This is a genomic window from Mesorhizobium sp. M0227, from assembly GCF_040321855.1.
GTDB lineage: Bacteria > Pseudomonadota > Alphaproteobacteria > Rhizobiales > Rhizobiaceae > Mesorhizobium.
Map to the genome: position 1 here is coordinate 233,769 of NZ_JAMYSJ010000005.1, position 25,734 is coordinate 259,502.

Here is a 25,734-nt window from a genome sequence, read left to right on the forward strand (position 1 = left end):
GCGTCAAGGGCACCTGTCAAAATCGAGAACGCTGCCGGCGCGGGGCCGGAACCTACAGGAGAGATTACAGATGTTCAGGAAGATGGTTTTCAGCGCCGTTTCGGTGCTCGCCATGGCGACCAGCATGGCCCATGCCGCCGACATGAAGGAATTTCGCGTCGGCATTCTCGGCGGCGAAAACGAAACCGACCGGCTGCGCAACTACCAGTGCCTCGCCGACCATCTGAAGGCCGAATTCGGCTTCGAAAAGGTCTCGCTGTTCCCCGCTGCCGACTATGACGGCGTGATCCAGGGCCTGCTTGGCGGCACGCTCGACTTCGCCGAACTCGGCGCTTCCGGCTACGCCAGCATCGCTCTCAAGGACCCGAAGGCGGTCACCCCGATCCTCACCACCCAGCAGACCGACGGCGCCACCGGCTACTATTCGATCGGCCTGGCGCTGAAATCCTCCGGCATCACCGATATCAAGTCGGCCAAGGGCAAGAAACTCGGCTACGCCGATCCGGATTCTACCTCCGGCTATCTGATCCCGCTGACCCAGATCCCGAAGGACACCGGCGCTTCGAACGAAACCTTCTTCGCTTCGACCCAGTTCAACGGCGGCCACGAGAACAACGTTCTGGCCGTGCGCGACGGCAAGGTCGATGTGGCGGTGGACGATTCCTCCGGTATCGGCGACTTCAAGGACGGCTACACCTCGGGCACCTTCCACAAGGAAGTCGCCAAGGGCGCCGTCGACCCCAACGACTTCGTCGAAGTCTGGCGCTCGGGCCTGATCCCGAACGGCCCGCTGGTCGTGCGCACCGCGCTCGGCGACGAAATGACCGCCAAGCTCGCCGACTTCTTCACGCAGTTGCCGAAGAAGGACAAGGCTTGCTTCGAAGGCGTCGAAGGCGGCGACTTTACCGGCTACGTCCCGGTCAAGGCGGACTTCTACAACGTCATCGTCGAAGCCCGTAAGGCAGCCATTGGCGGCTAACGGCGAAATCAGGAAGGGCGGCGTCGAGAAAACGCCGCCCTTCTTGCATGTCCGATCATGACCCTTTCCGTGACAGCCCCTTCCGGCGCCACTCACCAGATGGCCGACGCCTGGCGTCGCCAGACGTCCTTGCGCCGGCTCTACACCGCCATCGGTGTCGGCCTTCTCATCATCGCGCTTGGCAGCACCATGTGGTTCGCCGACGAGGCCAATGCCGGGCATTTCTTCGACCGGTTGCCGCATTTGCTGGACTTCCTGAGCTGGCTCGTCCCCAAGGACTGGAACGATGTCTGGCGGGCGATGTTCGATATCGCTTCCCCGCATGACACCGGCACCCAGGAATTCAACTTTCCGCTTGGCCGCTCGTATGTCTGGGACAGCTTCTACATCCCCGAATATTTCGAGCTGATGCTGACCACGCTCAACGTGGCGCTGGTCTCGACCTTCATCGGCTTCGTCTTCGCCGTGCCGTTCTCCTTCATCGCGGCGCGCAATCTGACGCCGCATCCGGTGCTGCGGCTGATCGTCAAGCGCCTCATGGAGCTGCTGCGCGCCTTTCCCGAGATCGTCATCGCGGGCCTGTTCGCCGCCATCGTCTCGATCGGCCCGATCGCCGCCATCATCGCCATCGGCCTGCATTCGATCGGCGCGCTGGGCAAGCTGTTCTACGAGATCAACGAGAACATCGACATGCGCGCCGAGGAAGGACTGAGGGCTGTCGGCGCCAACTGGTTCGAGCGGGTGCGCTTTGCCGGCCTGCCGCAGGTGCTGCCCAACTTCATGTCCTACACGCTGCTGCGTGTTGAGATAAATGTCCGCATTTCCACCATCATGGGCGCGGTCGGCGGCGGCGGCATCGGCGAGGAGTTGAAGCTGTCGATCTCGCGCGGCTTCGGCGCCAAGACGATAGCTCTCGTGCTGCTCCTGTTCACGACGATCTTCATCGTCGACCAGTTCTCCGCCTGGCTGCGCCGCAAGCTGGTCGGCGAGCAGGCTTTCGTGGTGGGGGCTTGACCATGGCTGCCTTGACCGCCGATCAAATCCAGTCGATCGAAGAGCGCTTCCCGCAGGTGTTCCAGCGGCCGTTCCACAAGCGCTTCGGGCCGCTGATGCTGCTTGGCGGCATCTTCCTCTACCTGCTCTATGCCCTGTGGTTCTTCAACCTGCCGCAGGTCATGCGGGAATCGCACTGGGAGCGGCTGCCGCTGTTTCTGACCCAGTGGATCAGCTACGACGTGCAGCCGATCTTCCGCCTCGACGAACCGCGGATCACCGCCAAATATCCACGCTTCTCGGTGCTCGGCCCGAACCCAGATCCGGACTGGGTCAAGACCAATGCCGATGGTTCGGTGACGGTCCTTATCGACGGCACCGCCAAGTCAATCACCTTCACCAAGACGCAAGCGACGATAATTGCCAATGGTGAGACCGTTGCGGTCGCACTTGGCACCGGCAAGCCGCTGATCTCGGGAGCGGTTCCCGGCTGGATCACCGCGCATGAGGATGAGGTCGTCGCCGACATGGGCTTTGCCGGCGAGGCCCGCGTCGCCGTTGACCGCGTCAGGATCCGAAAGCGATTTCTCGGCTGGGCAAACTTCGTCTTTGACACCCGCTCGCCCTTCTTCGGCAGGTCGGCAAGCGAAGTCGCCTCGCTGATCGTCTCCGGACCGGAACTGAAACCAGGCACGTCCAATCTGGCGCTGGCCGGCGACAACATCTGGAACAACGCCCAGTGGCAGCATGGCGATGTCTGGACGAAGCTCTTGCAGACCATCGTCATGGCCTTTCTCGGCACCATGCTTGGCGGCATCGTCGCCTTCCCGCTGGCCTTCTTCGCCGCCCGAAACATCACGCCCAGCCGGCTGGTCAACCAGGTGCTCAAGCGCTTCTTCGACTTCATGCGCTCCATCGACATGCTGATCTGGGCGCTGTTCTTCACCCGTGCCTTCGGGCCGGGACCGCTGGCGGGCAGTGCAGCCATCTTCTTCACCGAGATCGGCACGCTCGGCAAAACCTATTCCGAGGCGCTGGAGAACATCGACGACAAACCGCGCGAGGGTATTACCTCGACCGGAGCCAACGGCCTTCTGGTGCAGCGCTACGGCGTGCTGCCGGAAGTGGTGCCGGTGTTCATCAGCCAGACGCTCTACCAGTGGGAATCCAACACCCGCGGCGCGACCATCATTGGCGCTGTCGGCGCCGGCGGCATCGGCCTGAAGCTGTGGGAAGCGATGCGCACCAACTCCAACTGGGCCAACGTCTTCTACATGGTGCTGCTGATCCTGGCCGTTGTCTTCATCTTCGACAACATCTCCAACTTCCTGCGCCGCCGGCTGAGCCAGACCATCCACGACTACAACAGGATCCAGGCCGAGCAGGGGTAGGCAACGGCTGCCGTCTCATGAGAAGCCGGCGGGACAGCACCCCCCTCTGTCCTGCCGGACATCTCCCCCGCAAGGGGGAGATCAGATGTCCGTCGGCCTTCGCTAGTCTCCAGCGTTGGAAGGAAGGAGCCGCCAGCGGAACCGCCAATCTCCCCCACGAGCAAGGGGGGAGATCAGATGTCCGTCGGCCTTCGCTAGTCTCCAGCGTTGGAAGGAAGGCGCCGCCAGCGGAACCGCCAATCTCCCCCCTTGCGGGGGAGATGTCCGGCAGGACAGAGGGGGGTGTGAAGGAACGCGGCGGCAGGTGTTGGGCGGCTTCGCTCAGTCCCACTATAAGGAAGGCGCCTACGCCGCCTTCTTCCACCCATTTTTGATATGCTTATACCCTTCCCGATAGACCGCTTCCGGTGTCTCGGAAAAATCGCGCCACACCTTGGTCGCCGCCGCCAAATCTTTCAGCGAACGGCCGAACGCTTCGATCGTCAGCCAGTCGTTATAGCCGCTCTTGCGGATGGCCGAGAATGTTTCCTTCCACGGAATGTTGCCGCGCCCCGGCACGCCGCGATCGTTTTCCGAGATGTGGATATGAACGACATTCCTGCGGTGTTTTGTGTAGGCATCGATCGGGTCGGCCTCCTCGATATTGGCGTGGAAAGTATCGTACATCGCCTTGATGTGCGGCCGGTCGATGGCGTCGATATGCTCCGACAGGTCCGCCATCGTGTTGAGGAGATAGCATTCGAAGCGGTTCAGCGCCTCGAGCCCGATGGTGACGCCCTTGTTGCCGGCATGGTCGCCGATCGCCCGCTGCGAGGCGACGGAGCGCTTTTTCTCGGCAGCGGTCGGTCCGGAGCCGGAAAAGGCGCCGAGCGTCGAATGCAGCGGGCCACTCAGCGTGTTTGCGGCAAGTGCCTGCGCGCAGTCGATCGCCCATTTCATGTAGTCGACACCGGCCTTGCGCGTCGCCGCGTCGGCCGAGATCAAATTCATCCGGGGATCGCCCATGGCCGAAACCGCGGTCCGCTCCAGCCCGATGCGGTCGAGCAGATCGCCGAGCTTTTTATAATCGTCCGGCGCGCCGGCGAAGATCGGTATCTCGACGCCATCAAAGCCGGTTGCCTTGATATCGCGCAGCAGTGGTTCGTGTGCCTTCGACACGGCCGTCGTCCATAAGAACATGCACATGCCGATTTTCATCGACGCCCCCCTCCCCTTGGATCCCCCGGACCGCCTCTATTTCAGAGCTTCGTCCACGCCCCATTCTTCTTCGACGACTTCACGCAGGCCTCGATGAAGGCCATGCCCTCGACGCCGTCCTGGATGGTCGGGAAGACGACGTCCTTGGCCGGCTTGCCGCCCTTGCGGCGTGCCGCGCGGATGGCGCGCGCGGCCTCCTGGTAGATGTTGGCGAAACCTTCGAGATAGCCTTCCGGATGACCTGACGGCACGCGGCTGACACGGCCCGCCACCGGCAGCGCGCCGGCGCCGTTGCGGGTGATCAGTTGCTTCGGCTGGCCGAACGGCGTGTACCAGAGATAGTTCGGGTCGGCCTGCACCCATTCCAGCCCACCCTTCGAACCGTAGATGCGCAGTTTCAGCCCGTTCTCATGGCCGGGCGCCACCTGGCTTGCCCAGATCATGCCCTTGGCCGGATGCGTCTTGCCGACCGGCTTGAAGCGCAGCATGACGTTGACGTTGTCATCGAGTAGCCGGCCCGGCACGAAGGCGTCGAGATCGGCCGACAGGGAGTCCAGTTCCAGCCCCGAGACGAAGCGGGCGAGGTTGTAGGCATGCGTGCCGATATCGCCCAGCGCACCGCCGGCGCCTGCCTGCTTGGGGTCGGAGCGCCACGCCGCCTGCTTCTGGCCTGTCGCGGCCAAATCCTCGGTCAGCCAGTCCTGCGGATATTCGGACTGCACGATGCGGATGTCGCCGAGCACACCCTTGGCGACCATTTCGCGTGCTTGCCGGATCATCGGATAGGCGGTGTAGTTGTGCGTCAGCACGAACACCTTGCCGGTCTTCTCGACTATCGCCGCAAGCTTTTTTGCTTCGGCGAGCGTCGTCGCCAGCGGCTTGTCGCAGATGACGTGGATGCCGGCCTCGAGGAAGGCTTTTGCCGCCGGCACATGGACATTGTTGGGCGTGACGATGGCCACTGCCTCGATGCCGTCGGGGCGCTTCGCCTCCGCCTTGGCCATCTCGGCATAGGATGCATAGCTGCGTGCGGGATCAAGCCCCAGTTCGGCCGCTGATGCCTTGGCACGGGCCGGGTCGGCTGACAAAGCGCCGGCAACCAGCACGAAGTCGTTGTCCAGCCGCGCCGCGATCCGATGCACCGCGCCGATGAAGGCACCTTGCCCGCCGCCGACCATGCCGTAGCGGATCGGGCCGCCTCCCGTTTCCGACTTTGATGCGCCGACCATGTCTTTCTCCCTCGTTGTCTCACCTCCCTTGAGGGGAGGTCGATCCGTGCAGCGGATCGGGTGGGGTTGCCGGACGTAGAGCTCGGCATGAACCGACCCCTCCCGGCCCTTCGGGCCACCCTCCCCTCGAGGGGGAGGGGAAACCGCGTCAGATTCCCATCATGGCGCGCAGCAACTTCTTGTCGGTGGTGCCACCGGCGAAATCGTCGAATGCCTTTTCGGTCACTCGGATGATGTGATGCTCGATGAAAGGCGCGCCCTCGGCCGCGCCGTCCTCCGGATGCTTCAGGCAGCACTCCCACTCCAGCACCGCCCAGGAATCATAATTATACTGTGTCAGCTTGGAGAAGATGCCGCCGAAATCCACCTGTCCGTCGCCCAGCGAACGGAAGCGGCCGGCACGGTTGGTCCAGCTCTGATAGCCGGAATAGACGCCTTGCCGGCCGGTCGGGTTGAACTCTGCGTCCTTGACGTGAAACGCCTTGATGCGCTCGTGATAGATGTCGATGAATTCGAGATAGTCGAGCTGCTGCAGCAGGAAATGCGACGGATCGTAATTGATGTTGCAGCGCTTGTGGCCGCCGACCGCATCGAGGAACATCTCGAAGGTGGCGCCGTCGAACACGTCTTCCCCGGGATGAATCTCGTAGCCTATATCGACGCCATTATCCTCATAGACATCGAGGATCGGCTTCCAGCGCTTGCCGAGCTCAGCGAACGCTTCCTCGATCAGCCCGGCCGGCCGCTGCGGCCAGGGGTAGAGGTAGGGAAAGGCCAGCGCTCCCGAGAAGCTGACCGAGGCCTTGAGGCCAAGGTTCTTCGAGGCCTTGGCCCCGAACTCCATCTGTTCGACCGCCCATTTTTGCCGTGCCTTGGGATTGTTGTGCACTGAAGCCGGCGCAAAGCCGTCGAACTGCGCGTCATAGGCAGGATGCACCGCCACCAGTTGCCCCTGCAGATGCGTCGACAGCTCGGTGATCTCGACGCCGGCATCCGCGCAGATGCCCTTCACCTCATCGCAATAGGCCTTGGAAGAAGCCGCCTTCTTGAGGTCGAACAGCCGCGCGTCCCAGGTCGGGATCTGCACGCCCTTGTAGCCGAGACCGGCCGCCCATTTGGTGATCGACGCCAGTGAGTTGAACGGCGCGGCGTCGCCCGCGAACTGCGCCAGAAACAGCCCAGGGCCCTTCATTGTCGTCGGCATCGGCATCCTCCCTCATTTCTCTCGACCGAGCATAGCGCCGATTGGAAACAGGGCCAGCCACTTTGGTCTTTTCTCAACGGGTGCTTGCACGCACCGCCATTCTGGTATTACCAAATGTGGAAATTTGGTCAAGCCATGCAATGCGCCACCAAGACCCTAAAATCACCCGGTGCAGGCCTATATATCTCAATATAATCAAGCAAATAATCCCCAGCGAAAGTTGCATCCCAGCGCTTCTTGCCGATCTGGAGAATTTGCTGTAGACCTCGCTTCAGGCCCAATTGGTCGAACCAGTTTGCGAGAAAAGGCTGGGAACGCCTTGGGGAGGAACCTTTGTGTCGCCTTTTGGCGATGCATGTCGCAGGCGAACCATAGAGACGAGTTGGGAAGGACAGACCATGCATCTTTCGACGCACAACTGGATGCGCGCGGAACCCTTGGAGACGACGCTCAAGCGCATCAAGAAATTCGGCTATGAGTCGATCGAGATTTCCGGCGAGCCCGAGCAGTACAAGACCAAGGAGACCCGGGCGTTGCTGAAGGAGCATGGTATTCGCTGCTGGGGCGCGGTGACCCTGATGCTGGGCGAGCGCAACCTTGCCGCCAGGAACCAGGGCCAGCGCGAGCGTTCCGTTCAATATGTCAAGGATGTGCTGACCATGGTCAGCGAACTCGATGGCGAGATCATCACGCTGGTTCCGGCGACCGTCGGCAAGGTTGTGCCTGACGGGACCGAGGAAGAGGAATGGAAGTGGGTGGTCGACGCCACCCGCGAGTGCTTCACCCACGCCAAGAAGGTCGGCGTCAAGATCGCTGTCGAACCGCTCAACCGCTTCGAGACCTATCTGTTCAATCGCGGCGCCCAGGCGCTGGCGCTGGCCGATGCGGTCAGCCCCGAATGCGGCGTCTGCCTCGATGCCTATCACATCCACATGGAAGAATTTAACGTCTATGACGCGATCCGGCAGGCCGGAAAGCGCTTGTTCGACTTCCATGTCGCCGACAACAACCGGTTTGCCGCCGGCCTCGGCCAGATCGACTGGCCGAAGATCGTCGCCACCTTGCGCGAGATCGGCTACGACGGCGCGCTGACCAATGAGTTCGTCGCGCCCGTCGACCGGACGCCGGCAGCCCCCTATCCCGACATGGTCGAGCGCAATCCGGTCGACATCTCGCCCGAGCAGCTGAAGTTCATCCAGGACCACGGCTCCAGCGTGCTCACCGAGAAATTCTACACCGACCAGATGCGCATCAACGCCGAGACGTTGCTGCCGCTGATCAAGTAGCCGACTGCCTCTGGGAAATTCGCCCTTCCGCCCTGACCGGCGGCGGGGCTGGGGAAGAATATGCGCATCAAGTCCGTCCAAGCCTGGTGGATCCGCGTTCCGATCGAAGCCGCTCGGCAGCACCGCAGCGACTTCGGTCAGGTGACGACCTTCGACGCCGCCATCCTGCGCATCGAGACCGATGACGGGCTGGTCGGCTGGGGCGAAGGCAAGAACGCCGCTGGCAGTGCCGGCAGCTACGGTGCGCTCGTCCACATGCTGAACCATGAGGTCGGGCCGCAACTGGTCGGCCGCGATCCGGCCGACATCGGCGTCATATGGGAGATGCTCTACAATGGCGTGCGCCACGACAGCGCCGCGCGTGGCGGCCACGCCATGCCGCAACTGGCGCGGCGCGGCATGAGCATCGCCGCCATCAGCGCCGTCGACATCGCGCTGTGGGACATTCTTGGCAAATCGCTTGGCGTTCCGGTCTGGCGGCTGCTCGGCGGCCGCAAGCTCGATCGCATGCCGGCCTATGCCTCCGGCGGCTGGGCGGCCGCCGACGCCATCGGCGAGCAGTTGAAGTCCTATATCGCCAAGGGCGGCTTCAAGGCGCTGAAGATGCGGGTTGGCGCCATGGATGGCGCGGCGCACATTTCCGCCACCCGCGTGCGGGCCGCACGGCAGGCGCTCGGCCCCGATGTCGAACTGATGGTCGACGCGCACGGCACCTACACGGTGGCCGAGGCCAAGCGCTTCATCCACCTTGTCAACGATTTGGACCTCGCCTGGTTCGAGGAACCTATTATCGCTGACGACAAGCCCGGCATGGCTGAAGTGCGGGCGTCAGGTGCCGTCCCGATCGCCACCGGCGAAAGCGAGGCGACACGCTATGCCTTCCGCGACCTTGCCGTGCTCAAAGCCGCCGACATCTTCCAGCCTGATCCCGCTTTCTGCGGCGGCATCAGCGAGGCGATGAAGATCGGCACCATCGCCAGCGCCTTCAATTTGCGCTTTGCACCCCATTTGTGGGCCGGCGCGCCCTGTTTTTTCGCAGGCTTGCATGTCTGCGCCGCCTCGCCGTCGAGTTTCACCGTCGAATATTCGCTTGGCGCCAACCCGATGATCCATGATCTGGTCGAAGAGACTGTCGAAGCCAGGGACGGTATGATAGCGATCCCGGAAAAACCGGGTCTGGGATTCACCATTTCGGAGCGGTTCCTGGAGGCGCACGCGCAACGCGGTTGACGATGAAAGAAAAGAACCTCCTCGCAGAACTCGCTGCCTACCTGTTCTCCCATTCGGACAAGGAGAGCGGCCGAACGCCTTCGGAACGCGAACTGGCGGAGCATTTCGCCGTCAGCCGCGGTCAGATCCGCGAGGCGCTGGCCATCCTGGAGGCCATGCGCATCGTCGAGCGTCGAGCCAAGTCCGGTATCTACATCGACACCAAGCAGGCCAGTGTGGAGGCCATGGCGCTTTTTGCCCGCGCAGGCCTGCCGCTCGACCCGATCCAGATCTACGAGACGGTCGAACTGCGCAAGATCCACGAGATCAAGGCGGCCGAACTTGCCTGTTCGCGCGCCACCGAGGAGAATTTCGAGCGGCTGCGCGAAATCCTGAAGGCTTCGGAAGAGCGCATCGCCGCCGGCGAAGGGCTTGCCAGGGAAGACCGCGAATTCCACCTCGAAATCGTGCGCGCCACCAAGAACAGCGTCTTCCACAATGTCTGCAGCGTCTACTACATGATGGGCGAGCAGCGCCTGCCGATCTATTTCAACGACCCCGAGCGCAACCTGCGCTCGCATGCCGAGCATATCCAGATCTATGAGGCGCTGCTGCGCCGCGACGGCAATCTCGCCCAGGCGCTGATGAGCGCCCATCTTCAAGGGGCTGAGAGCTACTGGAAAGGCCTGATCGAGGGCCATGGCGAGGAGCCGCAAAGCCCGGCGCTCGAAAGAGCCTGATCGACATGGCCCGTATCCTCACGACCCACGCCCTGCACCCGCGCGCCTCGGCCATGCTCTCAGGCGCCGGCGAACTCGTCGTCGCCTCCGCCATCGATCCGGCCACGCTGGCCGCCGAGGCTAAAAATGCCGAGATCGTCATCGTGCGCGCGCCGCTGCCACCACAGCTTTTCGACGGCGCAAAGCTGCTGAAGGCGGCAATCCGCCATGGCGCCGGGCTCGACATGATCCCCATGGAAGCAGCGACCGTCGCCGGCGTGCTGGTGGCGAACGTGCCGGCGGTCAATGCCCGCTCGGTTGCCGAGCACGTCATGTTTGCGGCGCTTGCTTTGCTGCGCAATTTCCGCGCCGTCGACCGCGACCTGCGCACCAAAGGCTGGCTCGCCGGCCGCGAGCACGCCAATTCCAACATCGAGCTTGCCGGCAAGACGATCGGCATCGTCGGCCTCGGTGCCGTCGGCCAGGCGGTCGGCCATATCGCCGCGCACGGCTTCGACTTGAAGGTGGTGGCAACGACGCGCAGCATGCAGCCGGCGCCGGACAAGGTCGGCTTCCTGTCGATCGACGCGCTGGTCGAGCAGAGCGACATCATCGTGCTCTGCTGCCCGCTGACGCCGGAAACGCGCGGCCTGATCAACCGTGAGCGGATCGCCCGAATGAAGCCCAATGCGCTGCTGATCAACGTGTCGCGCGGACCGGTCATCGACGACGACGCGCTGATCGAGGCGTTGCAGAAACGCCGTATCGGCGGCGCCGCGCTCGACGTGTTTGCGACGCAGCCGCTGCCGTCGAATCATCCCTATTTCGGCTTCGACACTGTCATCATCACGCCGCACATGGCCGGGATCACCGAAGAATCGATGATGCGCATGGGCGTCGGCGCGGCGGGTGAAGCCTTGCTGGTGCTGGCCAACAAGCTGCCGGTCAATCTGCGCAATCCGGAAGTGGTCGATCACTACCGGCGGCGGTTTCCGGAGAGCCTGTAACACATCGCGGTTTCGCCCCAATTCTCCGCGACGTTGAGAGCCATGTCCGATCCACGCCTCGCATCCCTGGTAGCCGTCGTGTGTTCGCTCTGCGCCATGCCGTCATTCGCGGCCGAAAGCAGTTATGTCTATTGCGACAACGGGCTGCGCTGCTTCATGGCGCCCTGCCCATCGAACAGCGCGCTCGACCTTGGCACCGGCACGATCATCAAGGGCGTGTCGATCGACCCCAGCGGATTGCCGCAGGCCGACAAGGCGATAACCGATCTTTCCGACGCGCTTTATGCCGGCAAGATCGTCGTCAGAGGCTCGATCGAGCACCGCACCCAGACGATCACCGGCAAGGAGCACAATCTCCCCTGGCTGGTCGCGACCCGTATTGTGCGGACCGCCAAGGACAGCGAACGCAAGCACTGTTCGTCGCGCTGATAGGCAGGTCAGCCCTGGTCACGCGCCAAGCAGCTGTTCTATTTCAGCAGCAATCCGCAGCAGGCGCCGGTCGTGCCCGTTGCGCGCCACCAGCATCAATCCGGCGGGCAGCGCCGTGCCCGGCATCGGCAGCGAGATTGCGCAGAGATCGAACTGGTTGGCGACCTGCGTGTTGCGCAGCAGCAGGCCTTCGGTGCGGTCGCGCAACTCGGCATCGTCAGACATCGAAACGATGGTCGGCGCCGTCACCGGCGTGGTCGGCAGAGCCAGCACATCGACCGATGCCAGCCGCTCGTCCATGGCGGCGACGAGCGCTGTGCGGCGGCGCATTGCCCTGATGTAGACAGGCGTCGGCAGCATTGCCGCCCGCGACAAAGGTCCGCTGACATGCGGGTCGACCAGCACCGAAGCCCCTGTCGCCAGCCAGTCGGCATGCACTTCGGCCCCTTCCATCGCAGCGATCGAACCCCGCTTGGTGGCAGCCCGCATATCGGCAAGCAGATCGTCGATCGACAGGTCGGCGATCCGCGCGCCCGTCTGTTCGATCTTGCCAAGGCAGCGGTCGAACGCGGTCGCCACCTCGTCTTCCGTCTCTTCGAAAAGAACGCCGCGTGGAATGCCGACGCGAAGCCCTGCAAGGGCAATCGGCGTCAGCGCGGTCGGCACTTCACCGGCCATCACGGCGTCGGCGGCGGCACATTGGGCGACGGTTCGGGCAAGCGGACCGATCGAGTCCAGCGTGGCGGACAGCGGGAACGCGCCGGCAAGAGGCACGCGCCGCGCAGTCGGCTTGAAGCCGACGACACCGTTGAGTGAAGCCGGAATGCGTATCGAACCGCCGGTGTCGGAACCGATCGATATTTCGCTCGTCGCCTCACCGACCGAGACGCCGGCGCCTGAGGAAGAACCGCCCGGAATGCGGCTGGTGTCCACGGCATTGCCGGGCGTGCCATAGTGCTGGTTGTCGCCGATCGCGGTGAAGGCGAATTCGGTCATGTTGGTCTTGCCGATAATGACCGCGCCGGCTTGCCGCAGCCGGCTGACGATCACGGCATCGCGCAGCGGAGGTGCTGCGGTCCTAAGCATCAGCGAGCCAGCCGTGGTTGGCTCGCCGGCGACATCGAACAGGTCCTTGATCGAGACGATGGTGCCGTCGAGCGGCCCTAGCGTCACACTTGCCCGCTTGCGGGCATCGCTGGCATCAGCCGCGGCCCGTGCGGCTTCGGCATAGAGCTTCGTGAACACGCCCTCTTCGCCGGCACGGGCGGCGAGGCGCGCGAGAATGGTTTCCAGATGATCACGAACGGATTGCATTTTCGGTGTCGGACTCCGAACGCCTTGAACGTCCTTGGGGCATGGCTTGCCGAGACTTAACCCGGCGCAGGCGGTTTTGCACCCTGTCTATTGTGAGGAAAATCCGATGCTCTACAAAGGCAGCTGCCACTGCGGCAAGGTCGCCTTCGAATTCAAGGCCGAACTGACGGGCGCCTTGCGGTGCAATTGCTCGATCTGCTCGCGCAAGGGCGCCCTGTTGTGTGCCATCCCGCACGGGACCTTGCAGGTCCTGGCCTGGGGCGACGATCTCGGCACCTACACATTCGGCAATCATGCCATCGCGCACCGGTTCTGCCGGGCCTGCGGCATCCATCCCTTTGCGGAGGATGTCCGCGAAGGCAGCGAACGCAGTGCCTACATCAACATCAACTGCGTGGCCGATCTCGACCCCTCGACCCTGTCGGTTTTCGATTTCGACGGGCGGTCGGCCTGAGTTTGTTCGCCCCTGCCATCACAACGGCAGCGGCCCGAGAACCGTGACAGTTCTCAGGCCGACGCGCAGTGTCAGGGAAGCCTGATCGCGTCCAGGCTACTCGGCGCGCTTCGGGCCGCGCAGGAACACCACGATGGCCGCCAGCAGTGTCGCCGCGCCGCAATAGGCGAAGGCACTGGCCACGCCGGCATGGTCGACCAGCAGGCCGCCGAAGACGGCGCCGAGCGCGATCGCCACCTGGAACGTCGCCACCATCAGTCCGCCGGCGCTTTCTGCCTGATCGGGCGCTGCCCGCACCAGCCAGCTCTGCAGCCCGACCGGCACCGCGCCGAAAGCAAAGCCCCAGACCGCGACGGCGGCAGCGGCGATCGTCGGCGAAGCCCCGAAACCCAGCATCGAGGCGGCGGCCAGTGCGATCAGCAACGGCGCCAGCGCAACGGCTGCCTTGAGGCTGCGCTCGGCCAGGATACCGCCGGCGACATTGCCGAATAAACCGCCAATGCCATAGGCCAGCAGCACCAGCGAGATCGTCTCGATGTCGAGCAGGGGGACCTTCTCGAGGAAGGGACGGACATAGGTGAAGCCGGCAAAGTGTCCAGAAGCGACCAGCAGCACGACCAGCAGCGCCACCCTGATCGACGGACGCTTCAGCACGTCGAGCAAGGTGCGGAAGCTTGCAACACCCACGGGGGGCAATTTCGGAATGGTGGCCAGCTGCACCAGCAGCGCCAGGGCGGCGACGACGGTCGCAATCATGAATGCCGTGCGCCAGCCCCAGATGTCACCAACGTAAGCGCCGACCGGCGCCGCGCAGACGGTCGCCAGCGAGACGCCGGTCAGGATGATCGACATGGCGCGCGGCATCAATCGCATCGGCACCAGCCGCAGCGCCATCGCTGCCGACATCGCCCAGAAGCCGCCAAGTGCTACGCCGAGCACGACACGGGCAAGCAGAAGCACGGGCAGCGATGAGGCAAAGGTGGCCAGAAGATTGGACAGGATCAGGAATACGGTCAGCATCCACATCACCAGCCTGCGATCCATACGCCTGGTGATGATGGCCATGGTGGGTGCGGCAATGGCTCCGACGATCGCGGTTGCCGTCACCGCCTGTCCGGCCACGCCTTCGCTGACGCCGAGATCGCGCGCCATCGGCGTCAGCAGGCTGGCGGGGAGAAATTCAGCGGTGACGAGGCCAAAAACACCAAGTGCCAGCGAAACAACGGCGCCCCAGGCCGGCTCGGTTCGTTCGTCGGAGTCCGCAGGGTTCAAAAGTGTGGCGTCGATGACGCCTGTCGCCTGTTCGGCCATGGTCAGTCTCCGAGTTGTTTTGCAGCGCAGCATTTGGCTGCAACGCAACATGGGAGTGACCGCTTGGAGTTTCCATGCTAGAAACCCCATCATGCTTGACCATTCGTCCAAAATTCCGATCACTGGCGACCCGCTCACCGACATTTTGCGCGGCCTGCGCCTCGATGGCGTCGAATACGGCCGCTTCGAACTGAAGGAACCCTGGGGCATTCATTTTCCAGCCCAGCCAGCGGCGCGGTTTCATTTCATCGGCCGCAAAGGCTGCTGGCTGAAGCAGCCATCCGGCGAATGGGTGGAACTCAAGGCAGGCGACGCGGTGCTGCTGCCGCGCGGTGCGGCGCACGTGCTGGCCAGCGAGCCCGGCGCCCAGGCCTGGCCGATCCACGGCTACGAAGTCGAGGAGGTCTGCAAGGACGTCTACTGCACGTCGAACGAAGGCATGTCGGAATGCTGCCGGCCGGGAACCCTGTTGTTTTGCGGCAGCATGTACTTCAATCTCGATGGCCTGCATCCCCTGCTCGGCATGATGCCGGATGTGATGCGCACGCATGAGTTGGAAGCCTATGAGCCCGGCATTCCGCATCTGCTGGAATCGATGGAGCGTGAGGTGACGATGGAGCGCGTCGGCTCCGGCGGCATCCTGGCGCGGCTGGCCGACGTACTGGCCGCCACCGTCATCCGCTCATGGGTCGAGCGCGGCTGCGGCGACGCCTCCGGCTGGATCGCCGCCGTCAGGGACCCGGAAATCGGCCGCGTGCTGGCCGCCATCCATCTCGAGCCAAACCATGACTGGACGGTCGAGTCGCTGGCCAGGATGATGGGCGCCTCGCGATCGGGATTTGCCGATCGCTTCGCCACCATCGTCGGCGAAACCCCGGCAAAATATGTCACCCAGGTCAGAATGCATCAGGCACGGCAATGGCTGGTCCGCGACCGGATTAAGATCTCCGTCGTTGCGGCGCGTCTCGGCTATGAATCGGACGCCGCCTTCAGCCGCGCCTTCAAGCGCGTCATCGGCTCGGCGCCCAGCCATCTCCGGGCCGAGGAACAGGCCGATATCCGCCAGGCCAGCTGACGCACAGGGTTCCGAACTCAGCTTGACAAAGGCAGCACCCAGTTCGGCGGTCCCGGCAGTTTTTTTGCCGGCAGCTTTTCGCGATAGGAATTTTTTCTTGACTCGGTGACCTCAGCTATGCTACATTTTTGCCCATGGTGCTGATTTGCGCCAGTGACCCGCCGCACAGGTGGGTTTTGCGTTTGATGCTACGTCAGCCGACGCCCCGGCGGAGGAACCCGTTGGCCCGAGTTTGTTGCCCCTGAGCTGACGCATGGAGGCCGTGACGGACTGGTGATTCCAGGCTAGAGAAATCAGCATGGTTTTCACCTCGCCCAAGACTGCCTTCCCGGCCTCGGACGGTCCGCTAACCGACATCTTGCGCGGATTGCGGCTTGATGGCGTCGACTATGGCCGCTGCGAACTTTCAGACCCATGGGCCGTGTTGTTTCCTGCCCAGAAGGCAGCAAGGTTTCACTTTATCGGCCGCCGCCAATGTTGGCTGTTTTCGCCAGCCGGGGAATGGATTGAGCTGACACCCGGCGATGCATTGCTCTTGCCGCGCGGTGCCGAGCATGTCGTTGCCAGCGCGCCTGGCATTCCGGCCGTGCCGATCGAAAGCTACACTGTCGAGCCTTTGCAGGACAATGTCTTCAATGTCTCCAACGGCGGCCACGGCCCGAAAACCTTGCTGTTTTGCGGCAGCATGCACTTCAACCTGGACGGGTCGCACCCCTTGCTGGGCATGATGCCGGACATGATGCGCGCCAAGGAATTGATGGCTGGCGAGCCAGGTATTCCGCATCTGCTGGAAGCCATGGCCGCCGAAATCACCATGAACCGGGCCGGCTCTGGCGGCATGCTGGCGCGACTGGCCGACGTGCTGGCTGCAAGCATCATCCGTTCCTGGGTAGAAAACAGTGGCGGCGACACCAGAGGCTGGATCGCGGCGATCAAGGATCGCGACATCGGCCGCGTACTTGCCGCCATTCATCTGCAACCCGACAGGAACTGGACCGTCGAAGCGCTCGCGCGCGAAATGGGCGCCTCGCGATCGGCCTTCGCCGAACGCTTCACGGCCATCGTCGGCGAAACACCGGCGAGATATGTCGCCCGCATACGCATGCACCAGGCGCGGCAATGGCTGATCGACGATCGGATGCGGGTATCAGTGGTCGCCGCCAGACTGGGTTACGATTCCGAAGCGTCGTTCAGCCGGGCGTTCAAGCGCATCATAGGCATCGCGCCCAGCCACCTGCGCACTGTCGACGGTACCTCCGGAAACCGCTGAGGCGATCCCGGATCCGCGGCCGCGGATTGCCGGGTCTGGATGAATTGCCGGGTCTGGATGAATTGCCAAGCCTTCCGGACGCAATGCCATTGCCGGGCCACCCGCATGCAATAGCTTGCCAGAACCAAGCAGCGAGAGGCCGGCGGCCAGTCGGTCCGAAGAGGAGAACCAATGCCAAATCATCCGAAGGTCATCGCACTCGCCGTCATGCTTGCGGTTCCCGGGCGCGCCTTTGCCCTCGAGGACAGCTACCTGCCGGCCGACAAGATCCCCTATGTGGCGGAAGTACCCGACCAGCCGCATCGTCTTGGCCCATTGTGGGGCGAGCGGGCCAAGGGCCCGGCAGGCACGTTGCTGAAGGTTCCCGGCAACTGGCGTGCACCGGTCCATGCGCACACCGCGGATTATCGCGCGGTGGTCATAAAGGGGCTGTGGGCGCACTGGCAGATGGATGGCGGCGAGGCGACCAAGGTCGAACTGCCTCCTGGATCCTATTGGACCCAGAAGGCCGATGAGATGCATGACGACGCCTGCGTCTCCGACACGGAATGCGTGATCCTGCTGATCAACGACACGCCCTACGAAACCTACTTCCAGAAATAGGCTGGGATGCAGCCTATGAGGCGTGTCGCAAGCTGACGCCGCTGCCCTTGTCGAACAGCACCACCTTGTCGGGGTTCCAGGCAAAGCGCACCGCCTGCTCGATGGCGACGTCGGTCCTGGCCGGCACGGTGGCACGCAGCGTCGCGTCGCCGACGCGCAGCGTCAGGATCTTTTCGACGCCGTGGTTCTCGACGTCGTGGACGCGCGCCTCGACCGGCGCGCCGCTCTCGAGATAGACGTCCTCGGGACGAATGCCGAAGACGAGCGGGCGACCGTCGGTCGCCGCACCCGCCTTTAGCCCCCCAAAAGTCTTGGCGCCCTGCGAAAAAGGCAGTTCGAAGTTCAACGGAGCCATCACCGCGCGGCCGTTCACAAGCTTGCCGTCGATGAGGTTCATCGGCGGCGAGCCGACGAAGCTTGCCACATAGGTGTCGCGCGGGTTGTTGTAGATCTCGTGCGGCGTACCGGTCTGGACGATGCGGCCATGGTTGAGCACGCCCACCTTGTCGCCCATCGACATCGCCTCGATCTGGTCGTGGGTGACGAACAGGAAGGTGGCGCCGAGCTGCATCTGCAGGTTCTTCAGTTCAGTCCGCAGCGCCTCGCGCAGCTTTGCGTCGAGCGCCGACAGCGGCTCGTCCATCAGGAACACACGCGGCTTGCGCACGATGGCGCGGCCGATCGAGACGCGCTGCATCTCGCCGCCGGACAGCCGATCCGTCTTGCGGTCGAGCAGATGCTCGATCCGCAGCGTACGGGCGGCACGGTCGACGCGATCCTTGATCTCGGCGTCGGGCAGCCGGCGGATTTTCGGCTTGAGCGGGAATTCTAGATTTTCGCGCACCGTGTAGCGCGGATAAAGCGAGTATTGCTGCAGCACCAGCGCCACGTCACGCTCGGCCGCACCCCAGTCGGCGACGTCGACGCCGTCGATGAAGACCTGGCCTTCGCTCGGCTTTTCCAGGCCGGCGATAAGCCGCAGCGTCGTCGTCTTGCCGGCGCCCGTCTCGCCCAGCAGCACGAAGAACTCGCCATCGGCAATATCGAGATCGAGCCCGGTGAGCGCAGTGTGGTTGCCGAAGGTCTTCGAGATGTTCTTGAGCTGGATATGGGCCATCAGAGTCTCACCTCAAGCGACTTGCCGCTTGCCTTGTCGAAGAAGTGCGCCTGGGTCGGGTCGATCCTGGCGAAGACCCTTTCACCGGGTCCGGCAACGAAGCCGCTCTTGGTGCGGGCCCGCAGCAACTCGGTTCCCACCTTGAGATCGACGATGTCGAAGGAGCCGAGCGGCTCGACGATATGCGTGTCGACAGGCACGAAGCCCTCGGTTGCCTCGCGCCGAATGAGCACGCCCTCCGGGCGGATGCCCAGCGCGAGCTGCCGCCCGGCATGGCCGTTGAGCTTCGACAGCAATGCCTGCGGAAATTCGAAGCCGGAAGCCGCGCCGCCGACCGTTACCGAGACCGCGGATCCGGTCTCGGCGACTGCGGCATCGGTGACATTCATCACCGGGCTGCCGACGAATTGCGCCACGAACAGATTTGCCGGCTGCGAATAGACCTCGTCCGGCGTGCCGACCTGCTGCAAGACGCCTGCGTGCATGATGACGATGCGGTCGGCCAGGCTCATGGCCTCGATCTGGTCGTGCGTGACATAGATGGTGGTCGAGCCCTGCTTGATGTGCAGCCGCTTGATTTCCGCGCGCATCTCCTCGCGCAGCTTGGCGTCGAGCGCGCCGATCGGCTCGTCCATCAGCATGGCCTTCGGCCGCCGCACCAGCGCCCGGCCGATGGCGACGCGCTGCATGTCGCCACCCGAGAGGGCCGACGGCTTCTTGTCCAGCAGATCGGTGATCTGCAGCGTCTTGGCCACGGAGCGAACCTCGCTGTCGATCTCCGTCTTGCTCTTGCGCGTGGCACGCAAGGGGAAGGCGATGTTCTCGTAGACGCTCATATGCGGATAGAGCGAGAACGACTGGAACACCATGGCGATGTCGCGGTCGGCGGCCTTCAAATGCTGTACCGGCTTGCCGTCGATGAAGATGTCGCCCTCGTCGATCGTTTCCAGCCCGGCGATGGCCCGCAGCGTCGTCGTCTTGCCGCAGCCCGACTGGCCGAGCAGAACGATGAACTCGTTGTCGGCGATCTTGAGGTTCAGGTCCTTGATGACCTGGACGGCGCCGAAGAATTTCTGGACGCCGCGAAGCTCGATCTGGGTCAATGCTGTGCTCCCGGATTGCGCACCTGGCCGGTGCCGGCCTTTTCCTCAGGCGCGATCTTGGAGGTTACGTTGAAGCCGACAAGTCCGATCAGGATGATGGTCAGGCCATATGTGTGCAACAACAGGTTCCAGGGCTGGCAGAGTGCTATGATGCCGAGCACCATCAGCACCTGCGAACCGGGCTCCAGATATTTCTGGTTGATGGCACGAAAGCTCATTTGCGAATCGCTCCGAAGGACATGCCGCGCAGCAGATGGTTGCGGAGCAGGAACGTGAAGATCGCGACCGGCAGCAGGAACAGAAAGGTTCCGGCGGCGATCACCGTCCAGTCCGGCAGGCCCGAGCCGACCTGGCTCGGGATGAAGGGCGGTGCGGTCTGGGCGCGGCGGTTGGTCATGATCAGTGCGAAGGCATATTCGTTCCACGCGGTGATGAAGCAGAACACCGCGGTGGCGGCGATGCCGGTGGCCGCCTCGGGCAGCACGATCTTGAAGAAGGCCTCCATGCGCGTGTAACCGTCGACCAGGGCCGCCTCTTCATACTCTTTCGGTATCTCATCCATGAAACCCTTCATCAGCCACACCGAGAAGGACAGGTTGAAGGCGGTGTAGAGGATGATCAGGCCCACATGCGTGTCGTTGAGGCCGACCGCCCGGTACATCAGGAACATCGGGATCGCCACCACCACCGGCGGGAGCATGCGTGTCGACAGGATGAAGAAGAGCAGGTCAGCCTCCCCCTTCACCTTGAAGCGCGAAAAGCCATAGGCGGTGAAGGTGCCCATGCCGACCGCCAGCACCGTGGAGGTGATGGCGATGATCAGCGAGTTCATGAAGCGACTCGGATAGCCGGACCATTGAACCTGGCCCTTGCCGTCGCGCACGATCTTTTCACCGCCGTCGAAGACGACGCGCTCCCACCAGGGCGCTGCCGCATACTCTTCCGGCGTCGGCGCGCTGCGCAGTTGCGAGCGCTTGGTGAACAGCTTGACGAAGGGCGATATCTCCGGCTGGAACACCACCGTCGGCGGGATCGTGGTGGCGAGGTTGCGCGGCTTGAACGCCGTCGAGGCGATCCAGTAGATCGGCGCCAGGAAGATGATCGTCACCAGCAGCACAGCGACGATGGCGACGCGATTGAAGCCGATTTCGGAAGAAGTGCGGACGGCGGCCATCTCAGCGCTCCTTCACCTTGTTGAGGTATTTGACGTAGATGTTGGTGATAGCCAGCACCATGATCAGCACGATGTAGGCAAGCGCGCAGGAGCGCCCGGTCTGCCATTCCTGGAACGCCATCTTGTAGAGCCGGATCGAGATCACCTCGGTGGTTGGCTGGCTCGTCAGGATGTAGGCGAGATCGAAGGTCTTGAACGCCTCCATGGTGCGGAAGATGATCGCGATCATCAGAATCGGCGCGACCAGCGGCAGCGTAATGCGAAAGAAGGTATAGAACGAGCCGGCGCGGTCGATCGCCGCCGCCTCGTAGAGGTGCTTCGGCACTGCCGACAGGCCGGCAAGCGACAGCAGCATGACGAAGGGCGACCACATCCAGATGTCGGTGATGGCAACCGCGTAGAGCGCCATGTCAGGGTTGGACAGCCACTCGAAATTGCCGAGGCCGAGTGCATAGTTGATGACACCCCATGACGGATCATAGAGCAGTTTCCAGAACAGACCGACGACGGCCATCGACAGCATCATCGGCAACAACAGCAGTGTCGTCAGCAGGCCCTTCAGCGGGATATCGCGGTTGAGCAGCAACGCCACGCCAAAGCCGACGATGACCTGACCGACCACGGAGACGATGACATATTTGGCGGTGATGGCGAAATTCGACCAGATGAACGGGTCGTTGAGCAGTTCGCGGTAATTCTGCAGTCCGACGAAATTGGCCGCCGCCGGGCTCGACGCGCGAAAGTCGGTGAACGAATAGCCGAGCGAATAGAGCAGTGGAAAGATGTTGAAGACGATCAGGAAAACGATCGTCGGAATGATGAAGAGATTTCGGATCGTGAGATCGCTCATGCCGCGGGTGGCGGAGCGCGAGTTGGGATCCAGCGTGGTCATGACTGCAGTGGCCAAGGCCAGTTCCTTCCTTGAGAAAAGAAAACGGAAGGGGTGGGCTCCCACCCCTTCCGAGCGTTAGTACCGCTTACTTCACGCGGTTGTACTTCTTGAACGTCGCGTTCCAGTCCGCGGCGAGCGAATCGAGCACTTCCTTGGCCGTGCCCTGATTGCCGGTGATGTACGGATAGACGCGTTGGTTCATCGCGATGAGCAGCTCGGCATATTCCGGCGTCGCCCAGAAGTCCTTCACCTTGAACATGGTTTCGTAGAAAGCCTTGTTGTAAGGCGTGGCGTTCTGGAATTCAGGCGACTCGAGCACCTTGGCACTTGCCGTGTAACCGCCGAGTTCCGCCCACTTCTTCTGCGTCTCGTCTTTGATGAACCATTCCAGGAACTTCATCGCCTCTTCCTTGTTGTTGGAATAGGAGATGACGGAGATGCCCTGGCCGCCGAGCGCGGCGAACTGGTCGCCGTTCGGGCCGGCCGGGTTGGCGAAGAAGCCTGTGTTCTTGGCATTCGGGTTCGAGGCTTCGTTGATGAGCGCCGGGAAGAAGGCGAAGTAGTTCATGCTCATCGCAGCCAGATTCTCGGTGATCGCCTGGTTGTCCTCGATGAAGAAGCTCTTGGCCCAACCAGGAGGTGTGAAGGAATAGAGTTCCTTGTAGACCTCGAGCGCCTTGACGTTCTGATCGGAGTTGATGATCCCGTCGACCTTGTAAGTGGCATAGTCGCCAAGTTCGCCGCCGTAGGAGAAGATGGCGTTCTCGACGCCCATAACCAGGGCATCATATGAATTGTCGGTGTAGATGGCGACGCCGTAGCGCTTCTGGTCGGGACGGTGGAAGAATTCGGCAATGTCGCGCAGCGCCTTGAAATCCTTCGGCACGCCGAGATCGTAGCCATACTTGGCCTTGAACGCTTCCATTTCCTTGGGGTCCTCGAACCAGTCCTTACGGTAGGACCAGCCGACTGCGTCACCCTCGGCCGGGATCGACCAGTACTTGCCGGAGGCCGACGGATATTCGGCGTAGTACTTGACAGTCGCCGGCGCCATCACCTCCTTCAAATTATGCTTGTTGAAGAAGTCGGTAAGGTCGACATAGTGGCCCGCCTCGGATGCGGCACCGATCCACTGCGAGTCGCCGACCACCATGTCGTAGGCGCTGCCCTTGGCGTTGAACTCGGTGAATGCCTTGGTCTGGAAGTCGGACCAAGGTGTGGTTTCGACCGTGACCTTCACGCCGGTCTCGGCCTCGTAGAGGTTGACGAGTTCCTGCAAATAGTTCGCCGGATCCCATTCCGCCCAGAATATGGTGAGTTCTTTGTCCTGCGCGTAAACGGACGTTCCGCAGGCAAGCGTTAAGCCGATACCAGCAAGTGCGCTGGTCACTAACTTGCGCATAATGATTTCCTCCCTTGTGCGCGTTCTACCTTATCGTGCGAGCCGGCAACGGGGCCGGCCCTGGTAGTTCCTCCCGTGATCGCACCTTCCCGGTTTCGAGCCTCCTCGCCCCTGCCGGAAAATGGATCGCAGCCCTCACTTTCGATCCGCTTTTCTGATCCAATCTGGTATTACCAATTTTGCATGCACGTCAAGCCCTTTCTTGACAGCTTGACGTGGTCATTGCCATCGGATTCCGGCTTTATCTGCCTGTTTTACCAAGATTTTCCTACTCAGTGATATGATTGGGTATTGTCCGACACCCCACTCAACGGCTAAGATCAGTAGCGTGCATGCCAATCTGGTCGAACCAGATAGGCTCTATTTCATGACTGCCTTCGGATCGGGGCTGCCTCCTTCATCGACCGATTCCGCGACTGCCGCACGCACCAGCGCCCCGGCTGCCCACTGTGCGACCGCCCTTGTCCGGCGGCTGTCCAGCCCCCAGATATCCTTGAGCACGATCAGCACCTCGACGCCGAAGATCAGCGACAGCGCCTGCGCCAGCCGCCTGAAGTCGCGCGGCGGCAAACGGCCCTTGAGCGGCGCGATCGCATCTTTCAGCAAGTCGATGCGATGGCCGCGCGTAAAGGCGGGCTCACCGCCCAGCGTGCCGGCCTGACGTCGCGCCCATTGATCGAGCGACAGCTTCAGTGCTGCCTTGAACGTGGCTTCGAAGGCCTCGATGCGCGGCATGGCCGTATCGAACAGATCGGCGACCCGGCGCTCGGCATTGGCGGAGGTCGATTGCCAGGTGAGGATCGGCCCCAGCCCCTCGTCGACCACCGCTTGCACCAGCACCGCCTGGCTCGGGAAGTAACGATAGGCGGTAGCGCGGGAAACCTCGGCGGCCTCGGCGACCTCGCTGACCGAAGGTGTGACGCCCGCCTGCATCAGCCTTGTTGCCGTCTCCAGCATCAGCCGTTTCGTCCGCGCGCGCGGCCCACGTTCGGGCACTGGACCGGTTGCCCGTTCAGCGTCGTCGATCGCAGCGGATTGTTGACGTGAGACATTCATGCCAATACGATACGCGCGTCTCAAAAATTTGCAATGGCGTCCGCATCGTCGAGCGGCCCGGGCAATGAGCGATGGAGGCGGCATCGCGCCTGCCAGGATTGGGGGAGCGCAATGAAGCGTATCTATGTGGTGGGTACCGCGGACACCAAGGGCGAGGAACTCGCCTTCCTGGCCGATGCGATCGCTGCTGCGGGCGCCCTCGTTAGCCGTGTCGATGTCGGAACGCGCGGCGCAACCATACCTGTCGATATCAGCGCGAGGGAAATCGCCGACCATCATCCCGGCGGCCGTGACGCCGTGCTCGGCGGCAATGATCGTGGCGCCGCGGTCGCCGCGATGGGCATCGCCTTCGCCCGCTTTGCCCAATCGCGCAACGACATCGCAGCCATGATCGGCATCGGCGGCGGTGGCGGCACATCGATCATCACGTCGGGCATGCGCGCCCTGCCGCTCGGCTTGCCCAAGATCATGGTCTCGACGCTCGCCTCCGGCGATACCGCACCCTACGTCGATGTCTCCGACATCATCATGATGCCGGCGGTGACAGACATGGCCGGACTGAACCGGCTCTCCCGTGTCGTGCTGCATAATGCGGCTCAAGCCATATCAGGCATGGCGGCCAGACCGGCGCCGCCGCCAGACGGCCGGCCGTCGATCGGCCTCACCATGTTCGGCGTCACCACACCTTGCGTGACCGCCATCGCCGACCAGCTCCGTTCTGGATATGACTGCATGGTCTTCCACGCCACCGGCACAGGCGGCCGCAGCATGGAAAAGCTGGCCGACAGCGGCTTGCTGTCCGGCGTCGTAGACATCACCACGACCGAAGTCTGCGACCTGCTATTCGGCGGTGTGCTGCCGGCGACTGACGATCGTTTCGGCGCCATCGCTCGCACGGGGCTGCCCTATGTCGGCTCCGTCGGCGCGCTCGACATGGTGAACTTCTGGGCGCCTTCGACCATCCCGGAGCACTATCGCGATCGGCTGTTCTACGAACACAATCCCAATGTCACGCTGATGCGCACCACGGCGGACGAATGCCGTGCGATCGGCGAGTGGATCGGCACCAGGCTCGCCCGCTGCGGGGGGCCGGTGCATTTTCTCATCCCGGAAAAAGGCGTCTCGGCGCTCGACATCGAAGGCGGCGCCTTCTTCGACCCGGAAGCCGACGCCGTTCTGTTCGATGCCATCGAGCGCACCATCAAGCCCAACAGCAAGCGCCGCGTGACGCGCCTGCCGCTGCACATCAACGATCCCGAATTCGCAAAGGCTGCAACATCAGCCTTCCTCGACATCGCCAGACAGTGAGAGATCTCAAAG

Annotated in this window: 25 protein-coding genes; 13 read left to right on the plus strand and 12 right to left on the minus strand. The window is 62.9% G+C overall.

The annotated features are described in order from the left end of the window. Positions 1-70: 70 nt before the first annotated feature. Genes phnD through phnE (NKJ00_RS10040) form a run of 3 tightly spaced genes read left to right on the plus strand, consistent with a single transcriptional unit; the run spans position 71 to position 3,363 of the window. Positions 71-979, plus strand: a complete 909-nt coding sequence (gene phnD, locus NKJ00_RS10030; protein ID WP_127297934.1) for a phosphonate ABC transporter substrate-binding protein — start codon at positions 71-73, stop codon at positions 977-979. 57 nt (positions 980-1,036) lie between these two features. Continuing rightward, positions 1,037-1,993 (plus strand): phosphonate ABC transporter, permease protein PhnE, encoded by a 957-nt coding sequence (gene phnE, locus NKJ00_RS10035; RefSeq protein ID WP_128306075.1) that lies wholly within the window; start codon positions 1,037-1,039, stop codon positions 1,991-1,993. Positions 1,994-1,995: 2 nt separating this feature from the next. Beyond that, a complete protein-coding gene (phnE, locus tag NKJ00_RS10040) occupies positions 1,996-3,363 on the plus strand; it encodes a phosphonate ABC transporter, permease protein PhnE (protein ID WP_128306076.1) in 1,368 nt (455 codons plus the stop codon). A 345-nt stretch (positions 3,364-3,708) separates the two neighbouring features. On the opposite strand, the gene NKJ00_RS10045 is transcribed toward phnE (NKJ00_RS10040), so the two are convergent. The 3 genes from NKJ00_RS10045 to NKJ00_RS10055 form a co-directional block, all read right to left on the minus strand. Then, positions 3,709-4,560 (minus strand): sugar phosphate isomerase/epimerase family protein, encoded by an 852-nt coding sequence (locus NKJ00_RS10045; protein ID WP_128306077.1) that lies wholly within the window; start codon positions 4,558-4,560, stop codon positions 3,709-3,711. 41 nt (positions 4,561-4,601) lie between these two features. Continuing rightward, positions 4,602-5,789, minus strand: a complete 1,188-nt coding sequence (locus NKJ00_RS10050; protein WP_127295124.1) for a Gfo/Idh/MocA family protein — start codon at positions 5,787-5,789, stop codon at positions 4,602-4,604. A gap of 148 nt (positions 5,790-5,937) precedes the next feature. After that, positions 5,938-6,993: a sugar phosphate isomerase/epimerase family protein gene (locus NKJ00_RS10055; RefSeq protein WP_128304518.1), complete on the minus strand. Its 1,056-nt coding sequence runs from the start codon at positions 6,991-6,993 to the stop codon at positions 5,938-5,940. Positions 6,994-7,391: 398 nt separating this feature from the next. On the opposite strand from NKJ00_RS10055, the gene NKJ00_RS10060 reads away from it, so the two are divergent. The 5 genes from NKJ00_RS10060 to NKJ00_RS10080 are packed head-to-tail and all read left to right on the plus strand — an operon-like array spanning position 7,392 to position 11,643. Then, a complete protein-coding gene (locus tag NKJ00_RS10060; protein ID WP_023812461.1) occupies positions 7,392-8,279 on the plus strand; it encodes a sugar phosphate isomerase/epimerase family protein in 888 nt (295 codons plus the stop codon). Positions 8,280-8,339: 60 nt separating this feature from the next. After that, entirely contained in the window at positions 8,340-9,509 is a 1,170-nt protein-coding gene (locus tag NKJ00_RS10065) for a mandelate racemase/muconate lactonizing enzyme family protein (RefSeq protein WP_023812460.1), read from the plus strand. A gap of 2 nt (positions 9,510-9,511) precedes the next feature. Next, positions 9,512-10,228 (plus strand): FadR/GntR family transcriptional regulator, encoded by a 717-nt coding sequence (locus NKJ00_RS10070; RefSeq protein ID WP_023812459.1) that lies wholly within the window; start codon positions 9,512-9,514, stop codon positions 10,226-10,228. Positions 10,229-10,233: 5 nt separating this feature from the next. Then, positions 10,234-11,214: a hydroxyacid dehydrogenase gene (locus tag NKJ00_RS10075; RefSeq protein ID WP_128304519.1), complete on the plus strand. Its 981-nt coding sequence runs from the start codon at positions 10,234-10,236 to the stop codon at positions 11,212-11,214. 42 nt (positions 11,215-11,256) lie between these two features. Next, entirely contained in the window at positions 11,257-11,643 is a 387-nt protein-coding gene (locus NKJ00_RS10080; RefSeq protein ID WP_352629575.1) for a hypothetical protein, read from the plus strand. A gap of 18 nt (positions 11,644-11,661) precedes the next feature. On the opposite strand, the gene NKJ00_RS10085 is transcribed toward NKJ00_RS10080, so the two are convergent. Continuing rightward, positions 11,662-12,957 (minus strand): amidase, encoded by a 1,296-nt coding sequence (locus NKJ00_RS10085; protein WP_352629576.1) that lies wholly within the window; start codon positions 12,955-12,957, stop codon positions 11,662-11,664. 106 nt (positions 12,958-13,063) lie between these two features. On the opposite strand from NKJ00_RS10085, the gene NKJ00_RS10090 reads away from it, so the two are divergent. Beyond that, positions 13,064-13,411, plus strand: a complete 348-nt coding sequence (locus tag NKJ00_RS10090; protein ID WP_023812455.1) for a GFA family protein — start codon at positions 13,064-13,066, stop codon at positions 13,409-13,411. A gap of 96 nt (positions 13,412-13,507) precedes the next feature. On the opposite strand, the gene NKJ00_RS10095 is transcribed toward NKJ00_RS10090, so the two are convergent. Further along, entirely contained in the window at positions 13,508-14,722 is a 1,215-nt protein-coding gene (locus NKJ00_RS10095) for an MFS transporter (protein ID WP_352629578.1), read from the minus strand. A gap of 91 nt (positions 14,723-14,813) precedes the next feature. Here NKJ00_RS10095 and NKJ00_RS10100 point away from each other — a divergent pair, with 91 nt between their 5' ends. From NKJ00_RS10100 to NKJ00_RS10110, 3 genes are all read left to right on the plus strand, one after another. Then, positions 14,814-15,797 carry an AraC family transcriptional regulator gene (locus tag NKJ00_RS10100; RefSeq protein ID WP_352629580.1) on the plus strand — a complete coding sequence of 328 codons (984 nt, stop codon included), beginning with the start codon at positions 14,814-14,816 and terminating at the stop codon, positions 15,795-15,797. Between the two features lie 298 nt (positions 15,798-16,095). After that, positions 16,096-17,067, plus strand: a complete 972-nt coding sequence (locus NKJ00_RS10105; RefSeq protein WP_352612888.1) for an AraC family transcriptional regulator — start codon at positions 16,096-16,098, stop codon at positions 17,065-17,067. 171 nt (positions 17,068-17,238) lie between these two features. Then, entirely contained in the window at positions 17,239-17,670 is a 432-nt protein-coding gene (locus NKJ00_RS10110; protein WP_127293503.1) for a DUF4437 domain-containing protein, read from the plus strand. Positions 17,671-17,683: 13 nt separating this feature from the next. Here the strand turns inward: NKJ00_RS10110 and NKJ00_RS10115 are convergent, their stop codons facing one another. From NKJ00_RS10115 to NKJ00_RS10145, 7 genes are all read right to left on the minus strand, one after another. Continuing rightward, positions 17,684-18,787 (minus strand): ABC transporter ATP-binding protein, encoded by a 1,104-nt coding sequence (locus NKJ00_RS10115; RefSeq protein WP_128304526.1) that lies wholly within the window; start codon positions 18,785-18,787, stop codon positions 17,684-17,686. After that, on the minus strand, positions 18,787-19,890 hold the full coding sequence (locus tag NKJ00_RS10120) for an ABC transporter ATP-binding protein (RefSeq protein WP_023812449.1): 1,104 nt from the start codon (positions 19,888-19,890) through the stop codon (positions 18,787-18,789). The genes NKJ00_RS10115 and NKJ00_RS10120 overlap by 1 nt, the downstream gene beginning before the upstream one ends. Beyond that, positions 19,887-20,108, minus strand: a complete 222-nt coding sequence (locus NKJ00_RS10125) for a hypothetical protein (RefSeq protein WP_127268335.1) — start codon at positions 20,106-20,108, stop codon at positions 19,887-19,889. Before NKJ00_RS10125 ends, NKJ00_RS10120 begins: the two co-directional genes overlap by 4 nt. Next, positions 20,105-21,064, minus strand: coding sequence for a carbohydrate ABC transporter permease (locus NKJ00_RS10130; RefSeq protein ID WP_292455374.1), 960 nt, complete (start codon positions 21,062-21,064; stop codon positions 20,105-20,107). The genes NKJ00_RS10125 and NKJ00_RS10130 overlap by 4 nt, the downstream gene beginning before the upstream one ends. Before the next feature lies 1 nt (position 21,065). Next, a complete protein-coding gene (locus NKJ00_RS10135; protein WP_023812446.1) occupies positions 21,066-21,971 on the minus strand; it encodes a carbohydrate ABC transporter permease in 906 nt (301 codons plus the stop codon). Positions 21,972-22,041: 70 nt separating this feature from the next. Continuing rightward, the gene (locus tag NKJ00_RS10140) at positions 22,042-23,358 is read right to left on the minus strand and encodes an ABC transporter substrate-binding protein (protein WP_023812445.1); all 1,317 of its coding nucleotides are present in this window, start codon (positions 23,356-23,358) and stop codon (positions 22,042-22,044) included. A gap of 360 nt (positions 23,359-23,718) precedes the next feature. Then, on the minus strand, positions 23,719-24,414 hold the full coding sequence (locus NKJ00_RS10145; protein ID WP_352629584.1) for a TetR/AcrR family transcriptional regulator: 696 nt from the start codon (positions 24,412-24,414) through the stop codon (positions 23,719-23,721). A gap of 111 nt (positions 24,415-24,525) precedes the next feature. Between NKJ00_RS10145 and NKJ00_RS10150 the strand changes: the two genes are divergently transcribed. Then, a complete protein-coding gene (locus NKJ00_RS10150) occupies positions 24,526-25,722 on the plus strand; it encodes a Tm-1-like ATP-binding domain-containing protein (protein WP_128304529.1) in 1,197 nt (398 codons plus the stop codon). Positions 25,723-25,734 lie beyond the last annotated feature (12 nt).

What these genes read in the sequence shown, in the direction of transcription:
- NKJ00_RS10145 (WP_352629584.1), bottom strand. Translation starts at nt 24,414, where the DNA reads ATGAATGTCTCACGTCAACAATCCGCTGCGATCGACGACGCTGAACGG.
- NKJ00_RS10070 (WP_023812459.1), top strand. Translation starts at nt 9,512, where the DNA reads ATGAAAGAAAAGAACCTCCTCGCAGAACTCGCTGCCTACCTGTTCTCC.
- NKJ00_RS10110 (WP_127293503.1), top strand. Translation starts at nt 17,239, where the DNA reads ATGCCAAATCATCCGAAGGTCATCGCACTCGCCGTCATGCTTGCGGTT.
- NKJ00_RS10130 (WP_292455374.1), bottom strand. Translation starts at nt 21,064, where the DNA reads ATGGCCGCCGTCCGCACTTCTTCCGAAATCGGCTTCAATCGCGTCGCC.
- NKJ00_RS10050 (WP_127295124.1), bottom strand. Translation starts at nt 5,789, where the DNA reads ATGGTCGGCGCATCAAAGTCGGAAACGGGAGGCGGCCCGATCCGCTAC.
- NKJ00_RS10080 (WP_352629575.1), top strand. Translation starts at nt 11,257, where the DNA reads ATGTCCGATCCACGCCTCGCATCCCTGGTAGCCGTCGTGTGTTCGCTC.
- NKJ00_RS10090 (WP_023812455.1), top strand. Translation starts at nt 13,064, where the DNA reads ATGCTCTACAAAGGCAGCTGCCACTGCGGCAAGGTCGCCTTCGAATTC.
- NKJ00_RS10150 (WP_128304529.1), top strand. Translation starts at nt 24,526, where the DNA reads ATGAAGCGTATCTATGTGGTGGGTACCGCGGACACCAAGGGCGAGGAA.
- NKJ00_RS10100 (WP_352629580.1), top strand. Translation starts at nt 14,814, where the DNA reads ATGCTTGACCATTCGTCCAAAATTCCGATCACTGGCGACCCGCTCACC.
- NKJ00_RS10115 (WP_128304526.1), bottom strand. Translation starts at nt 18,787, where the DNA reads ATGGCCCATATCCAGCTCAAGAACATCTCGAAGACCTTCGGCAACCAC.
- NKJ00_RS10045 (WP_128306077.1), bottom strand. Translation starts at nt 4,560, where the DNA reads ATGAAAATCGGCATGTGCATGTTCTTATGGACGACGGCCGTGTCGAAG.
- NKJ00_RS10095 (WP_352629578.1), bottom strand. Translation starts at nt 14,722, where the DNA reads ATGGCCGAACAGGCGACAGGCGTCATCGACGCCACACTTTTGAACCCT.
- NKJ00_RS10055 (WP_128304518.1), bottom strand. Translation starts at nt 6,993, where the DNA reads ATGCCGACGACAATGAAGGGCCCTGGGCTGTTTCTGGCGCAGTTCGCG.
- phnE (WP_128306076.1), top strand. Translation starts at nt 1,996, where the DNA reads ATGGCTGCCTTGACCGCCGATCAAATCCAGTCGATCGAAGAGCGCTTC.
- NKJ00_RS10065 (WP_023812460.1), top strand. Translation starts at nt 8,340, where the DNA reads ATGCGCATCAAGTCCGTCCAAGCCTGGTGGATCCGCGTTCCGATCGAA.
- phnD (WP_127297934.1), top strand. Translation starts at nt 71, where the DNA reads ATGTTCAGGAAGATGGTTTTCAGCGCCGTTTCGGTGCTCGCCATGGCG.
- NKJ00_RS10075 (WP_128304519.1), top strand. Translation starts at nt 10,234, where the DNA reads ATGGCCCGTATCCTCACGACCCACGCCCTGCACCCGCGCGCCTCGGCC.
- phnE (WP_128306075.1), top strand. Translation starts at nt 1,037, where the DNA reads ATGACCCTTTCCGTGACAGCCCCTTCCGGCGCCACTCACCAGATGGCC.
- NKJ00_RS10105 (WP_352612888.1), top strand. Translation starts at nt 16,096, where the DNA reads ATGGTTTTCACCTCGCCCAAGACTGCCTTCCCGGCCTCGGACGGTCCG.
- NKJ00_RS10085 (WP_352629576.1), bottom strand. Translation starts at nt 12,957, where the DNA reads ATGCAATCCGTTCGTGATCATCTGGAAACCATTCTCGCGCGCCTCGCC.
- NKJ00_RS10060 (WP_023812461.1), top strand. Translation starts at nt 7,392, where the DNA reads ATGCATCTTTCGACGCACAACTGGATGCGCGCGGAACCCTTGGAGACG.
- NKJ00_RS10125 (WP_127268335.1), bottom strand. Translation starts at nt 20,108, where the DNA reads ATGAGCTTTCGTGCCATCAACCAGAAATATCTGGAGCCCGGTTCGCAG.
- NKJ00_RS10140 (WP_023812445.1), bottom strand. Translation starts at nt 23,358, where the DNA reads ATGCGCAAGTTAGTGACCAGCGCACTTGCTGGTATCGGCTTAACGCTT.